Origin of the sequence: Paenibacillus amylolyticus (genome assembly GCF_051136285.1) — a bacterium.
Classification (GTDB): domain Bacteria; phylum Bacillota; class Bacilli; order Paenibacillales; family Paenibacillaceae; genus Paenibacillus; species Paenibacillus amylolyticus_F.
The window spans coordinates 1,742,043-1,756,668 of the sequence record NZ_CP194938.1; the positions used below are offsets into that span (position 1 = coordinate 1,742,043).

A 14,626-nucleotide genomic window follows, 5' to 3' on the forward strand; every position below is an offset into this window, starting at 1 on the left:
CTCCTCACTCTACTATGGTGTTGTCGTTATAAAGAAAATCAAACATCGTTTTCAGATGTTGCTCCCAAAATCTCCATTCATGTGTTCCAGGGGTCTCAACATACCGAAAATCAAATGCAGTTCCCTGCATGTACTCGGCATACTCCCGGTTCATTTCCACGAAAGGATCATGATCTCCGCAACAACTCAGAATCTTCGGCAAGGTTCCTCCCTGCTCCAGCAATCTGGCTGACAATGCGTAAATATCCTGATCAGCCTTTACCTGTAACCGTTCACCAAAAACCGCTTTCATTTCCTTGATCATACCTTCTGGCATATGAGGATCACGGAGACGTGTCTGAATGTTCGTTACACCGGATAAAGACACCACTTTGCTGTACTGCTCAGGATAGGTCAGCCCACATTTCAACGCCCCGTATCCGCCCATGGACAAGCCGGCAACATACGTTTTAGCTGGATCGGAGTTCAACCGTAGCAGCCTTTCACATATTTCAGGTAATTCCTTTGTGATGTAGTGGAAGTAATTCAGGCCGTATTCCATATCCGTGTAATAACTGCGATTGGCTTCCGGCATGATGACGGTACAGCCGTATTGGGCTGCGTACATCTCAATTGTGGTCAGACGCTGCCACGTACTCGCATTGTCTCCTGCCCCGTGAAGCAGATATAGTGTACCGCCTGAAGTCTCTCCGGAGTCACTGGACACCACATGTATGCTTGTGTTCATGCATAATGTGGGTGATCCGGTTTCGATCGTAATATGCGCCAAGATCGTAACCCCTTTCATCTTTGCTGCTTTTAACTGCGGATTGCTTGTTTTGTCTTCTCTGTGTACCGTTTCTTCTTTCAACATGCTCCCCATAACTAGCTTCTGTTATCGAAACGATTCTCTCGAATCGTTTCAAAAACAATCCACATTGATTTACTTGAAGATTAAATATCAATGTTTTACTTGGAAGCGATTTCTTCGAATCGTTTCGAATAAATCATAATCCCGATGAGTAAATCCTGTCAATAACCTTTTTACATTTTTCGCGTTATTTCATTAAAAAAGTGACTTACACGTTTCAATTTTGATCTAAAAGACACTTTTATTGTGCGTACATTAAGGTTTAGCCATCGTTATTCCGCCTGAATTGACATCAAACAAAGATTATACTAACATGAGTTCTAATTTTGTGTTCCAATTACGGAAACGTTTCACCAGATTGAATTCATTCAGGCAAAAGCCTCAAACCGGAGGGTTATCATGTCTAAACATCTCAAAGGATTCATCGATACAATCAGAGCAGAGAAACTTCATGTACACTCTGTACGTGTTCTACACAATGGGCAGCTTCTGGATGAATGGCATTCGGACGGAGATCGCCGCCGTGTGCAACATTCGGTAAGTAAATCCTTTACCTCCATGGCGGTTGGACTGGCCGTTCAGGAAGGACTCATTCAGTTAGATGACACTCTGGGAGATTACTTCCCATGTGATCAAGCACAGCTAAACTCCACACAACTGCCGCCTGCACGAGAGCTTACACTGCGAGATCTGCTTTGCATGTCTTCGGGTCACGATTCCCCTCCTCTATGGGCGGACGAACGAGCCTCCTTAAAGGAAAAGGACTGGGTGAAACATTACATGTCTTTATCATTGGATCGAATGCCAGGAAATCATTTCACATATAGTAGCGGGGATACATTCATGATTTCGGCCATGCTGCAAGCAGCTATTGGTCAGACAGTTAAAGATTACCTCATACCACGGCTTTTTGAACCACTAGGCATGGTTGATATAGAATGGGAGACTTCTCCACTCGGAATCACTCTTGGATGTGCAGGCCTTTGGCTGAGCAATGAAGAATTAAGCCGGTTTGGACAGTTTTTGCTTCAGGAAGGCCGTTGGAACAACAAACAACTGGTTCCTAATGAGTGGATTAGGGCAGCTACGCGTAAACAGATTGAAACAAGCGGAGATGGGGATTGGGGACAAGGCTATGGTTATCAATTTTGGATGTGCTCCCATAATGCTTATCGCGCAGATGGAGCTTTTGGTCAATTTTGCATTGTCCTGCCTTCCAAAAAAGCTGTCATCAGCATCAATAGTGAAGAAGAGAACATGCAAGGTATTCTGAACGCGGTCTGGGAGCAGATCTTGCCTGTACTTGCTTAACGATAAACAAACCAAAAACGCCATGGAGTTTATGAACACCATGACGTTTTTGTGTACTTGTTTTTTTATGAAAGCTGAGTCATTTCTTCCAAGCATTGTGCGCATATGTAACGCTCTTTAAAGTCATTGACATCTTCCATTGATCCGCAGAAAATACATTTCGGACGGTATCTTTCCAAGATAATATGATCCCCTTGAACTAAAATTTCTACAGGATCTCCTTCATTCATTTGATACCTTTTGCGCAAAGATTTAGGTAATACGATCCTACCCAATTGGTCAACTTTGCGAACTACTCCTGCTGGCTTCATAGCTACGGCACACCTCTCCTATCTTACTCTGAATTTCTAGGTACATTAGTACTACATCTATAGATTCGCCAAAATTTTGTCGAATCCTGCTGGAAATAAACATTTTTTGTCCTTTTTTTTGAAAAATGTTTATTTAGCGAATTCTATCCGTCTTTTCGGAAGTAATTTATTAATCCAACCCTGGGAAATTCAGCTGGCGGAGTGCTTCATATACGATAATTGCTGCTGAGTTGGAAAGGTTTAAGGAACGGACATCACCGCTCATTGGCATTTTCATGCAAGTTTCCGGATTTGCAGCAATTAATTCCGGTGGAAGCCCCTTCGTTTCTTTGCCAAACACCAGAAAATCTCCATCCTGGAATTCGAAATCTGAATACCGGTTTTTGGCTTTCGTTGTTGCGTAGAAAAAACGTCCGTCCGGGTACTTCGCCTGAACTTCATCAAAAGAATCATGATATTCGATGTGAACTGCATGCCAGTAGTCCAGTCCAGCACGCTTCAAGGTTGCATCATCTGTCCGGAATCCCAGAGGACGCACGAGATGCAGATGCGTACCTGTCGCTGCACAAGTCCGCGAGATATTACCGGTGTTAGCGGGGATCTCGGGTTCAACAAGAACGATGTGTAATGCCATATGTGTTTGATCTCCTTTTTATTTCATGTTCATGTATACAACAATCCTCTAATTCTAAAGAAAAGCCCTCCACACGTCAATGTGGAAGGCTTTGCCACAGCAGTAGTAGGGCTCGTCAAGGGCTTACTACTGCTATACTCGGTCATGAATTCTTAAAGTTATCCGTTTGCTTGCTGGAAGTGCTTCATGAAGTCGGTAAGTGCCTTAACACTCTCGTATGGAGCTGCGTTATAGATGGAAGCACGAAGCCCCCCTACACTACGATGCCCCTTCAGACCCACAAAACCCTCCTGCTCAGAGGCTTTAATAAATTTCTTCTCCAGTTCCTCGGAAGCAAGTCGGAACGTCACATTCATCAAGGAACGGTCCGCTGATGCAACGCAACCACGGTAGAAGTCTCCTGAGGAATCGATCGTGTTGTAGAGAAGCTCTGCTTTTTTAGTATTCTTTTGTTCCACACCCGCCAGGCCGCCTTGTTCTTCAATCCATTTCAACACTTCATTCACCATATATACCGAGAAGGATGGTGGTGTATTATACAGAGAATTATTATCTACATGGGTGCTGTAACGGAACATCGTTGGAATCGTCTTAGGAGACTCGCTCACTAGTTCCTCCCGTGCGATAACAACTGTAATCCCCGAAGGTCCAAGGTTTTTCTGTGCGCCTGCATAGATCATGCCGAACTGATTCAAATCAAACGGTTTACAGAAAATATCACTGGACATATCTGCAATCAGCGGTACCGATCCGGTATCAGGGAAATCCTTGAACTGTGTACCTTCAATCGTTTCGTTGGAAGTGATATGCACATAAGCCGTACGTTCAGGTAAACTCAGATTCGAAACATCCGGTAATTTCATGAATTTATCGGATTCCGAAGAAGCAACAATCTGTGTCTCTCCAATCAACTTTGCTTCTGACAGAGCCTTTTTGGCCCAGCTGCCTGTCATGATGTAACCAGCTGTCTGACCTGCCCCAAGCAGGTTCATCGGCAGCATCGCGAACTGTGTGCTTGCGCCGCCTTGTAGGAAAAGAACTTTATATCCTTTGGGATTACCTAACAGCGACAACAAGCGCTCCTGAGCTTCATTATGTACAGACTCGTACACTGCCCCACGGTGGGACATCTCCATAATCGACATACCTGTATTACGAAAATCTACAAATTCTGCCTGAGCACGTTCCAACACTTCTAGTGGAAGCGCTGCTGGTCCTGCATTAAAGTTATACGCTCGCTTAGTCACAAACTTCCCCGCCCTTTCCATCCTTAACTGACATATGAAGTAAATATTATCGCTATGATATCAGTATTCCCTGACCGCTTCAAGGGCAATATGCACTGAATATCCGTTAAAAGCCATCAAATTCCTTTATCACCCTAAAAAGTTAAAGCGCTACACGGTTTGTTTCAAGGAAAAGCCTCCGAGATCGAGTCCCGGAGGCTTTGAGTTAGAACAATTTCCGTTCCGACTCCGACCGATTAGCAGTCGAAGTAGAGGCTGTACTCATGCGGATGAATGCGGATTGCAACAGCTTTAGCTTCATCACGCTTGAGGTTGATGTAATTCTCGATGAATTCTTTGGTGAACACGCCACCTTCAGTCAAGAACTCATTATCAGCTGCGAGTGCATCCAGTGCCTCTTCAAGAGAAGCTGGTACACTGCGGATGTTTTCTTTATCTGCATCAGACAGGTCATAGATGTTTTTGTCGAGTGGACCATATCCAAGCTCAGTAGGGTTGATTTTACGTTTGATTCCATCCAGACCCGCCATCAGCATTGCGGAGAATGCCAAGTATGGGTTAGCTGTGGAGTCCGGTGTACGGAATTCGATACGACAGCCTTTAGGTGTTACAGCAGCTACCGGGATACGTACAGCTGCGGAACGGTTACCTTTGGAATATACCAAGTTAACCGGTGCTTCGTAACCAGGCACGAGTCGTTTGAACGAGTTTGTGCTTGGGTTCGTCAAAGCGATCAAAGCCGGAGCGTGGTACAAGATACCTCCGATGTAGTGCAGAGCCATTTCACTCAGGTTTGCATATCCACCTTTATCATAGAACAATGGGGAATCACCATCAAAAATGGATTGGTGAACGTGCATTCCGCTACCGTTGTCACCGAACAATGGTTTTGGCATGAATGTTGCTACTTTGCCATATTGACGTGCCGTATTGTGCACGATGTATTTGTATACAAGCAGGTTATCTGCTGTTTTCTTCAACGTATCAAAACGGAAGTTGATTTCAGCTTGACCGGCAGTTGCTACTTCATGGTGATGACGCTCGATGGACAAACCGGCTTCTTCCAACAAACGACACATTTCGCTGCGGATATCTTGTTGAGTATCCACTGGAGCTACTGGAACATATCCACCTTTAGTACGAACTTTAAAGCCCAGGTTACCGCCTTCTTCTTTGCGGTTTGTGTTCCATGATGCTTCTTCGGAATCTACGAAATAAGAAGAGCTGTTCGTTCCGCTCTCATAACGAACATCGTCAAAGATGAAGAACTCGGACTCTGGTGCGAAGAACGCTGCAGTACCTACGCCACTTTCTTTCAGGAAAGCTTCAGCTTTAACTGCGATGCTACGTGGGTCACGCTCATAACGCTCGCCATCCGGTGTGAAAATGTCACACATAACATTCAATGTAGGGTGTGCAGTGAACGGATCGACATAAGTCGCTTCAGGATCTGGCATCATAACCATATCGGACTCTTCAATACCGCGGAAACCTTGGATAGAAGAACCATCAAACGCTACTCCATTTACGAACGTGTCTGCATCAACAGCCGAAGCTGGCAAAGAGATGTGATGCGCACGACCAGCCAAATCTACAAAACGAAAATCTACCCACTCGATGTTATTCTCTTGAATTGATTTCAATACGTTTTCAACCGACATGTATTCGTCCTCCCAAATATTCCGAACATTAAACAACCCCACGAAGAAAATGTCTATATATTCGAATTTTTTTCTGTCGTCATTATAATTTCTTAAACATTACATCGTCAATACTTATGTAAGGTATTTTTTGCGAGCATGTTAGGTATACTTACATTTTATAATATACAAAATTTCATATAACAACGTTAATCATCATTATTTGACTGGTTTAATGCGGTAAAGCGACCCCTAAAATAACCTATATGATGGAAAAAACGTGACATCATAAATGTTTCTTATCACCTTTGATAATAAATATGTTCATATGTCCAAAATACACGAAAAACCGGACATCCACCCTAATTGTTCACAAGAAACAATCGGAGTAAGAAATCCGGTTTTTACTTTCAAATCTTTATGGCTACGTTAATTATACGCCCACACGTGCCGGGAAAAATGCAGCCGGCTGTTTAGCCGTGTTAAATGTTTTTCCTACAATCGGAGCTAGTTTCTCCAGATCCTGTAATAAGTTTGCAAACTGGTCAGGGAATAAAGACTGCACACCGTCTCCCGTCATGGAGTTGTCCGGATCTGTATGCATCTCAATGATCAAGCCGTTAGCTCCCGCGGCTACCGAGGCTTTGGTCATTGGTTCTACCAGTTCACGGCGTCCCGTACCATGGCTCGGGTCAGAGATGACTGGCAGATGGCTCAGAGACTGCAAAACAGGAATCGCTGACAGATCCAGTGTATTCCGAGTGTACGATTCAAACGTACGGATACCGCGTTCACACAGCATTACATTCGGGTTACCTCCTGCCAAAATGTACTCGGCTGCGTTAAGTAATTCATCATAGGTCGCGCTGAATCCACGCTTCAGCAATACTGGTTTACCACACTCACCTAACTTGCGCAGCAAATCAAAGTTCTGCATGTTACGTGTACCCACTTGCAGAATATCTGCGTACTCCGCACAGATATCCACATATTCAGGCGTCATAACCTCTGTAATCGTCAGCAAGCCATGTTTCTGACCCGCCTCTGCCATCATGATCAGACCTTCCACACCCGTTCCCTGGAAGCTGTAAGGACCTGTACGTGGCTTGAAGGCACCTCCACGAAGCACTTGACCACCAGCCGCTTTAACAAGTCCGGCAATTTCATCAATCTGTGCTGCGGATTCAACTGCACAAGGTCCGCCCATCACAACAAGCTCTTTCCCGCCAATATCTACACCTTTGATAGAAATAACCGTATCTTCCGGATGGAAGTCACGACTTGCCAATTTGTAAGATTTCGAAATCTTCACCACATTCTCGACGCCCTTCATTTGGCGCAAGTGTTCTTGCATTTTAGGTTCTACTTTACCAATCAATCCAATGATAGTGCGATCCTCTCCGCGGGATACATGTGCTTGTAACCCTTCCTTTTCAATAACACCAACGATATCCTGAATCTGATCCTCCGAGGTAGCTTTGCCTGCAATTACGATCATAAATTGTCCCATCCTTCCTTGTATAAGAGCACTCGTTTATTTCGTGCATCTGATTGTTGTCTGTTTGTCAGTATCCTAAAATCCTGTCGCACTTAAACGCTTGTTCGCTTTTAAGCTTTTAATCACTAAAGTAAATATATCACAGTTTTCTCCTTACGTCAAGAAGTCATATCATGTCCGACCGCCCCTCTCAATACGCAAAATATAGATAAAAAGACACCCTGCTATGCCATATCCAAACGAGAATCTGCACAGACAGGATGTTTCTTATCATTCTATTGAAACCTTTTAATTTTAAAATTATGTGGTACGTGTCTTCTCTCTAACCGGAGGCAGCAATTTGCTCATGTTCACGGTACGTTTAATTTCCCATGTTTCTGGCTGATCATGCTCATACTGCTCCAGATACTGTATAACTTCCTTGGTGATTGGTGTTGGTGTTGAAGCGCCTGATGTCACAGCCACTTTCTGCACACCTTTCAACCAGTCTTGTTGAATTTCAGATACGTCTGATACACGATATGCCGTCACGCCCGCAATCTCCTCGGACACTTGTGCCAAACGATTGGAGTTGTTGCTGCGTGGATCACCTACAACAATAACAAGGTCGGCCTGCCCAGCTTGCTCTGCTACCGCTTCTTGACGTACCTGTGTAGCGAGACAGATTTCATTATGAATTTCAGCTCCTGGGAATTTCTCCAGCAACCGGCTCATAATGTGTTTGATGTCCCATTGACTCATTGTCGTCTGATTGGTAATCAAAATTTTCCCGGCAGGCACACTCAGACCTTCAATCTCTTCTTCCTTCTCAATCAGATGAACACGGTCTGGTGCAACACCAATCGCACCTTCCGGCTCCGGGTGATTCTTCTTACCAATGTAGATAATATCATAACCTTCAGCCGTCTTCTCCCGGATCAGATCATGAGTCTTCGTCACATCCGGACATGTTGCATCCACTGTAGTAAGTCCTTTCTCCCTAGCCAGCTTGCGCACCTCCGGTGATACACCGTGAGCAGTGAAAATAATCGTGCCACTTTCCACCTGATTCAGAATTTCCATCCGATTAGGACCGTCCAGCGTAATAATGCCCTCATCTTCAAAAGAATCGGTCACATGTTTGTTATGCACAATCATACCTAATATATAAATTGGCCGTGGTAAATCCAGGTTGCGTGCCGCCTGACGCGCAAGCACCATGGCATCTACAACTCCGTAACAATATCCCCGCGGCGAAATTCGCAGTACTTCCACTAGGTTGCCACCCGCTTTCTTTTCGGCTGTAAAAGCCGATGTAATTGCAGTCTTCTTCTATTATACCTTTATTCGATAGGCGGGGCAAAGACTACAGGCAACCAGATGATAAAAGTGGTTCCTTCTCCTCGTCTCGTTACCACTTCAACCGAGCCGTTATGCTCCTCTATTATCCATTTAGCAATGGATAACCCCAGTCCAATGCCTGGCGTTGCTCCGCGGGATTCGTCTGCCCGATAGAAACGGTCGAAAATAAAGGGTACTTCGTCCCGATCCATGCCAATGCCGGTATCGCTGACACGCAGCCCAACCTGCCCTTTGTATAACAAAGCATCCAGCGTAACCGAGCCACCCGGTGTGTATTTAAACGCATTCTCGATAAAAATAAACAACATCTGCTGCAAATAATCTTTGCTTCCGTTCACGTAAATGCCGTTGAGGATCGACAAATCTCCGGGACGCCAGTCGGCCTGACGATCCAGAAACTGGGATCTTCGTGCGACTTCCTGCACTAGAATCTGCAGCGGAATGGGATTAAGTTCGATTTTCTGTCCTGTATCCGCTCTGGCAAGGGATAACATATCGCTGATTAGACGGCTCATACGTTTGCCTTCATCAGCCATATCTTCGATGGCTTCCAAAGACATGTGCTTGATCGTTTCTTCATCCAGATTGGACCGATCATTGCTCTCTTGATCCCACAGCTTCTTCAGGAAATCCACATTTCCTCGAATCGTAGTCAGCGGTGTCCGCAGCTCATGGGAAGCATCGGATACGAATCGGCGCTGTGCCGCATTGGTCTCCTCTAGGCCGCGAAAGGACAATTCGGTACGCTCCAGCATGTTATTCACCGTTTCGATCAGACGACCAATCTCATCCTTCGGACCTGTATACTGGATACGGACACTCAGATCATCACCAGACTGTATCTGATTAGCGGCATCAATCACATTAACCAGCGGCCGCATGGATTTGCGGGCCAGAATCAAACCAGATGTAATGGCAAGCGCCATAGCTACAAGCCAACCAAACACCAGGATATTCCGTAATGCCTCCAGCAAACGCTCCTGTGAACTTACATTCGCACCAACCTGAAGAAGTCCTCTGATCTCATTAGTACCCTGAAGTGACAAAGCTTGTTGATTAACAAGAAAAGGAATGCCCTCCACAACTATTTTAGTAATCCCTATTTCTTCACGTATATTTTGAATCTTGGCAATAGGAAAAGAAATTCCGGATTTAACTAAATTGTCCGAACGCTTATATGATCCACTCCGATAATCGACCAACTGAATATAGATTTGAGCTTCTTGAAGCTGACTCTCTGCAAAAGGCTCCAGGTCAAGCGTCTGTGATAACGGATTAACGCCGATCTGCTCCGTGATCCTCAAACTCTTTTCCCTTAGCTGCTGCTCTACTTCGTTGTACGTATTAAAATAAACAAAAGCATAAATGACCACACCCCAAAAAATCAGCACGGCTGCCAGAATCCCCGAATACCATGCGGTTAGTCTCAACCGAATGGACATATTACGAGTCACCTCTCAAAATGTAGCCGGCTCCCCGGATGGTCTGAATCAGACGTTTGCCACCATGCTCTTCTGTTTTTTGTCTTAGCATCGCGATATAGACCTCAAGCACATTAGATTCTCCACTATAATCGTATCCCCATATTTTATCCATAATCAGATCACGGGAGAGTACCCGTCTCGGATTCTGCATAAAAAGGTTAAGCAATTCAAACTCTTTTGCCGTCAGTTCAAGACGTTTGCCATCTCGAAGCACTTCGCGAGAATCGTTATCCAAAATGATATCTTCATACATCAGGCGATTGTCCGTTACGTTAGAGATATCGGCTTTGCGGCGTAGCAAAGCACGGACACGAGCGAGCAATTCCTCCAGCGCAAATGGCTTCACCAAATAATCGTCGGCACCTGTGTCCAGTCCAGTTACCCTGCTCTGAACCTCATCTTTCGCAGTAAGCATCAGCACCGGAACTTTGCTACCTGCTTCTCGCAATCTGCGACAGACCTCAAAGCCGTCAACCTGCGGCATCATCACATCGAGCACCACAATATCCGGCTCCTTATCCATCAGCTTGCTCAGGCCCTCTGCCCCGTTAGAAGCTGTCTGTACCTCATATCCTTCAAATGCCAGGCCTCGGCGCAGCATAGACACAATTTTCTCGTCGTCATCTACAATCAAAATCGTTGAGCGCATGGTCTTTCTCCTTTACCCTATCGTTGTATCCCCATTGTAACAGGCCAAGGCCTGATTCGCATCTTCTCCATAATCCATGATAGAGAGGCTGTGCAAACAAAATAGAGATATCGTGCAAAAAAAACGGAAGGGTCTCAAACCCTTCCGTTCTTATCCTTCATCTCTTAACTGCAATTATTGCTGTTGTGTTTGTGACGTATTGAAATCATTCTTGTTACCGACCTTCACTTTCACATCGATTTTCTTACCGTCACGAACCACATTGAGCGTGACTTCACCGCCCACTTTCTGGGTTTTGATAAAGTCGATCAGTTCCTGACTTGTAGCGTATGGTGTACCGTTTGCACCAGTAATAATGTCATATGCTCTTAGATCAGCCAGATAAGCTGGTGATTGATAAACTGTACTCGCAACAACTGAACCTTCTTTAATATCTGTTCCCATTTGTTTAGCCACTTCCGGGGTGAGATTCATCAGAGAAGCACCAATAAAAGGTACAGGTTCTTTTGGAACATCTTTGTTCTCCTTCAAATATTTCACCGCTTCAGAGATCACACTGGACGGGATCGCAAAACCGATACCTTGCGCATCTGCACTCACGGCAACGTTCATACCGATGACTTCCCCGTTCAAATTAAGCAATGGACCACCCGAGTTACCCGGGTTAATGGAAGCATCTGTTTGCAACAAATGGCTGTATTCACGTGTTTTACCTGTTTCTTTATCCGGGATGCTGATTGTACGTTCTTTGGCGCTAAGAACACCTGCAGTTACTGTATGCTCAAACCCTTCCGGGTTACCAATCGCTACGAGCCATTCACCAACTTGTGTGTTGTTTGAATTGCCCAGCGGGGCAACAGGGAAATCTTTATCTCCGCTGTTTTTCTCAATTTTCAATACGGCAAGGTCGAGGTCAAAACTGCTACCCAGCAATTTAGCTTCATACGGTTTGCTATTGTTCTCAAGTGTTACCTGAATGACATCTGCACCTTGAACAACGTGCTGGTTCGTCAGAATGTAACCTTCTTTGTCAAAAATAAAACCGGAACCGATCCCCATAGGTACGAGTTGATTGCTAGCTTGAGGTTGTTGAGGATCTTGACCTTGTTCTTGATTTCCGTTAGGTCCACCCAGTCCGCCACCAAAGAAATATTGGTACAAAGGATCACTTGTATTCGCTCCACCCTGTCCTGCACCATTACTGGAGGACTGTTTCGCTAATGTTTCAATTTTGACAACAGCCGGGCTCGCTTGTTTTACCACGGATGATACATCCTCTTTACCTGTTGGCAGCAAGGATGCCGTCACATTGTTGCCACCGCCTGTATTGCTCGAAGTTCCCTGAGCAGACTCTGTTCCGTTATTCGTCAGCGCAGTCTGCGGTGTGAACATATTCGTTCTGTCTGCTGTGTACATCAACACCGTGATCACCAGCATACCGGCAATAAAGGAGAACAGAAGTGATCTTACAGAAGAACGGGGTCTGCGGCTGTTGTAATTCCAGTTACCATTGTTATTCCCCTGACCTCCGCCTTGACCTGGACCACTGCCACCAGAGACTCTTCCCGCCTGTTCAGGACTTTCACTATTGTAATGAGACGGTACGGGTTTCAATGGATCGGGTCTCGTAATCTCTACATTTCCTTCTTGACGTGTACCGTTGCGACTTGCTGTATCTTCCTGATTCACGGACTGGAAAGGCCCGTAAGAATAATAATACGAGGAGTCTTCATTTCCGGCAGGATTGCGATTCTCAGTTTGATTGGTTTCCTTTTCCTCATCTTGTCGATTAGATCTATAATTACGTTCGTCCATGCCTCTCTACCTCCCAATCTCTTATTTGCAAGAGATATTCTTTAACTGTCCTTATTTTGTACTTTGAACCTTAATCGTACCTTAAAAACAATTAAAAAGGAGATAAAAGCATGCAATAATTCATGTTTTTTCCCGCCATAACAACATTTCCAGTCCTACTTCTTTACCCAGCCCTGTCGATGAGCATAAATAGCCAGCTGTGTTCGATCATCCATTTCACATTTCATCAGCAGGTTGCTTACATGTGTTTTAACGGTTTTGATACTGATATGTAATTCTTCTCCGATATCTTTGTTGGTTTTCCCTTCGGCAATGAGCAAAAGTACTTCCTTCTCCCGTTCCGTGAGTCCAGACTCACTCTCTCTTGCCGTCCGCTGCCGGATCCCCCGCGTCAATGCCTGTGAAACATCTCCTGTCATCACAGGCATACCTCTGTTAGCCCCTTGTAAAGCATAGATCAGCTCTTCGGCTGATACGGTTTTCAGCACATAACTAACTGCTCCGGCCTCAATGGCTTGAACCACGAGATCATCTTCAAGGAAACTGGTCAGCATTACAATCTTCATGCTCGGAAATTCAGACATAATAGCTTTTGTTGCCTCAGCCCCGTTCATTACCGGCATCATCAGATCCATTAGAATCAGATCCGGCATATCCGCTCCTTTCATCTGACGAAGTTGATCCAGTGCATGCTGTCCATTTCCTGCCTCTGCCATCACATGAAAAGCAGGCTCTAACATCAGATATGTCTTTAAACCCATTCGTACCATATCGTGGTCATCCACAATCATTACGTTTATTTTGCTGTTCATTCCGCTTCCCCCTCTGACACGTTCTGAAATTTCGGGATGAGCACCCGCACTGTCGTACCCGCTCCAGGCTTGGATATGATCTGCACTTGTCCGCCCAGCTTCTCTGCACGTTCACGCATCGTGGACAACCCGTATGATCCCGGTCGTTCCGCTTGTTGCAAGAAACCCTGCCCATCATCACTAATACTCATACTAATCTGATGTTCCGATTCACGAATGGCCAGACTAACCAGTCCGGCTTCAGCATGTTTGACAACATTCGCGACAGCTTCCTGAATAATGAGAAACAGCTGGTGCTCAATGGCGTCTGATACTCCGCCATCCAGTTCCAGCTCTTTCACGCCTTTTAGACCATTTTGCCGGCAATAATCAGGAAACCAGCTGTCCAGTGCGCCAGCCAAGTCACGTCCTTCCAATTCTACGGGTCTGAGCTGGGCGATCAGTCCACGCATTTGGCGCTGTGCAATATGAGACATCTGAATTAACTGATCCAGCACATTCCGGCCATGCTCAGGATTCATTTCCAGCAAACGTGGCAAGGATGAAGCAGACATATGCATTGCGAATAATTGCTGACTTACCGTGTCATGCAGATCCCTTGCCATACGTTTACGTTCTTCGATAACGGCACGCTCGGAAGCCTGTTCTTTCTCGATCACTTCCTGCTCACCAAGCCGCTGGAGCAACCTCATTTTTTTCTCGATGGACTCCATCATCACATTGAATTCCTGATAGACCCGACCAAAGGATGCATCATCCGCTTCTGGCATTCGAACCGACAAATTGCCTTTAGACACCTTCAGCATGTTGAGATCCAGAACATCAATTTTGCGTTGAAGCCGCAATGCGGCGATATATCCCGTGACAACGGTCCCTACAATAACAACAGCAATGAACGTCCATGCCCGATTGGAATTACTGCCTGTAAGTACTTCCCCATATAACAGGTAGAATCCACCGAGTGTTATTAGTCCGGTTAACACAAAATACATCATCAGTTCCCACTTGTTTGCTTTGAAGATTGTTCGAATCAT

At 45.2% G+C, this 14,626-nt stretch carries 13 protein-coding genes; 1 reads left to right on the forward strand and 12 read right to left on the reverse strand.

All coding sequences use genetic code 11. From position 1 onward, the window contains the following. Positions 1-4 precede the first annotated feature (4 nt). Positions 5-853, reverse strand: coding sequence for an alpha/beta hydrolase (locus ACR8BL_RS07680; RefSeq protein ID WP_434752056.1), 849 nt, complete (start codon positions 851-853; stop codon positions 5-7). 396 nt (positions 854-1,249) lie between these two features. Between ACR8BL_RS07680 and ACR8BL_RS07685 the strand changes: the two genes are divergently transcribed. Continuing rightward, positions 1,250-2,161 carry a serine hydrolase domain-containing protein gene (locus tag ACR8BL_RS07685; RefSeq protein WP_434752057.1) on the forward strand — a complete coding sequence of 304 codons (912 nt, stop codon included), beginning with the start codon at positions 1,250-1,252 and terminating at the stop codon, positions 2,159-2,161. Between the two features lie 65 nt (positions 2,162-2,226). Here ACR8BL_RS07685 and ACR8BL_RS07690 read toward each other — a convergent pair whose 3' ends face one another. The 11 genes from ACR8BL_RS07690 to ACR8BL_RS07740 form a co-directional block, all read right to left on the reverse strand. Next, positions 2,227-2,472 (reverse strand): AbrB/MazE/SpoVT family DNA-binding domain-containing protein, encoded by a 246-nt coding sequence (locus ACR8BL_RS07690; protein ID WP_090919903.1) that lies wholly within the window; start codon positions 2,470-2,472, stop codon positions 2,227-2,229. Positions 2,473-2,641: 169 nt separating this feature from the next. Continuing rightward, the gene (trmL, locus tag ACR8BL_RS07695) at positions 2,642-3,106 is read right to left on the reverse strand and encodes a tRNA (uridine(34)/cytosine(34)/5-carboxymethylaminomethyluridine(34)-2'-O)-methyltransferase TrmL (protein WP_434752058.1); all 465 of its coding nucleotides are present in this window, start codon (positions 3,104-3,106) and stop codon (positions 2,642-2,644) included. 158 nt (positions 3,107-3,264) lie between these two features. Continuing rightward, positions 3,265-4,374 carry a 3-phosphoserine/phosphohydroxythreonine transaminase gene (gene serC, locus ACR8BL_RS07700; RefSeq protein ID WP_434752059.1) on the reverse strand — a complete coding sequence of 370 codons (1,110 nt, stop codon included), beginning with the start codon at positions 4,372-4,374 and terminating at the stop codon, positions 3,265-3,267. Positions 4,375-4,589: 215 nt separating this feature from the next. Then, complete coding sequence (gene glnA / locus ACR8BL_RS07705; protein WP_434752060.1) at positions 4,590-6,014, reverse strand: type I glutamate--ammonia ligase; 1,425 nt, start codon at positions 6,012-6,014, stop codon at positions 4,590-4,592. A 412-nt stretch (positions 6,015-6,426) separates the two neighbouring features. Then, positions 6,427-7,491, reverse strand: coding sequence for a 3-deoxy-7-phosphoheptulonate synthase (aroF, locus tag ACR8BL_RS07710; RefSeq protein WP_434752061.1), 1,065 nt, complete (start codon positions 7,489-7,491; stop codon positions 6,427-6,429). A 300-nt stretch (positions 7,492-7,791) separates the two neighbouring features. Continuing rightward, positions 7,792-8,745 carry a 4-hydroxy-3-methylbut-2-enyl diphosphate reductase gene (locus ACR8BL_RS07715; RefSeq protein ID WP_434752062.1) on the reverse strand — a complete coding sequence of 318 codons (954 nt, stop codon included), beginning with the start codon at positions 8,743-8,745 and terminating at the stop codon, positions 7,792-7,794. A 68-nt stretch (positions 8,746-8,813) separates the two neighbouring features. Then, a complete protein-coding gene (locus ACR8BL_RS07720; protein ID WP_434752063.1) occupies positions 8,814-10,274 on the reverse strand; it encodes a sensor histidine kinase in 1,461 nt (486 codons plus the stop codon). A gap of 1 nt (position 10,275) precedes the next feature. After that, a complete protein-coding gene (locus ACR8BL_RS07725) occupies positions 10,276-10,965 on the reverse strand; it encodes a response regulator transcription factor (protein ID WP_434752064.1) in 690 nt (229 codons plus the stop codon). 174 nt (positions 10,966-11,139) lie between these two features. Then, the gene (locus tag ACR8BL_RS07730; protein WP_434752065.1) at positions 11,140-12,780 is read right to left on the reverse strand and encodes a S1C family serine protease; all 1,641 of its coding nucleotides are present in this window, start codon (positions 12,778-12,780) and stop codon (positions 11,140-11,142) included. 155 nt (positions 12,781-12,935) lie between these two features. Continuing rightward, on the reverse strand, positions 12,936-13,592 hold the full coding sequence (locus tag ACR8BL_RS07735; RefSeq protein ID WP_434752066.1) for a response regulator: 657 nt from the start codon (positions 13,590-13,592) through the stop codon (positions 12,936-12,938). After that, entirely contained in the window at positions 13,589-14,626 is a 1,038-nt protein-coding gene (locus ACR8BL_RS07740; protein ID WP_434752067.1) for a HAMP domain-containing sensor histidine kinase, read from the reverse strand. Before ACR8BL_RS07740 ends, ACR8BL_RS07735 begins: the two co-directional genes overlap by 4 nt.

Coding starts and splice junctions, on each gene's coding strand:
- trmL (WP_434752058.1), bottom strand. CDS start 3,106: ATGGCATTACACATCGTTCTTGTTGAACCCGAGATCCCCGCTAACACC.
- ACR8BL_RS07730 (WP_434752065.1), bottom strand. CDS start 12,780: ATGGACGAACGTAATTATAGATCTAATCGACAAGATGAGGAAAAGGAA.
- serC (WP_434752059.1), bottom strand. CDS start 4,374: ATGGAAAGGGCGGGGAAGTTTGTGACTAAGCGAGCGTATAACTTTAAT.
- glnA (WP_434752060.1), bottom strand. CDS start 6,014: ATGTCGGTTGAAAACGTATTGAAATCAATTCAAGAGAATAACATCGAG.
- ACR8BL_RS07725 (WP_434752064.1), bottom strand. CDS start 10,965: ATGCGCTCAACGATTTTGATTGTAGATGACGACGAGAAAATTGTGTCT.
- ACR8BL_RS07720 (WP_434752063.1), bottom strand. CDS start 10,274: ATGTCCATTCGGTTGAGACTAACCGCATGGTATTCGGGGATTCTGGCA.
- ACR8BL_RS07690 (WP_090919903.1), bottom strand. CDS start 2,472: ATGAAGCCAGCAGGAGTAGTTCGCAAAGTTGACCAATTGGGTAGGATC.
- ACR8BL_RS07740 (WP_434752067.1), bottom strand. CDS start 14,626: ATGATTCGAACAATCTTCAAAGCAAACAAGTGGGAACTGATGATGTAT.
- aroF (WP_434752061.1), bottom strand. CDS start 7,491: ATGATCGTAATTGCAGGCAAAGCTACCTCGGAGGATCAGATTCAGGAT.
- ACR8BL_RS07735 (WP_434752066.1), bottom strand. CDS start 13,592: ATGAACAGCAAAATAAACGTAATGATTGTGGATGACCACGATATGGTA.
- ACR8BL_RS07680 (WP_434752056.1), bottom strand. CDS start 853: ATGTTGAAAGAAGAAACGGTACACAGAGAAGACAAAACAAGCAATCCG.
- ACR8BL_RS07685 (WP_434752057.1), top strand. CDS start 1,250: ATGTCTAAACATCTCAAAGGATTCATCGATACAATCAGAGCAGAGAAA.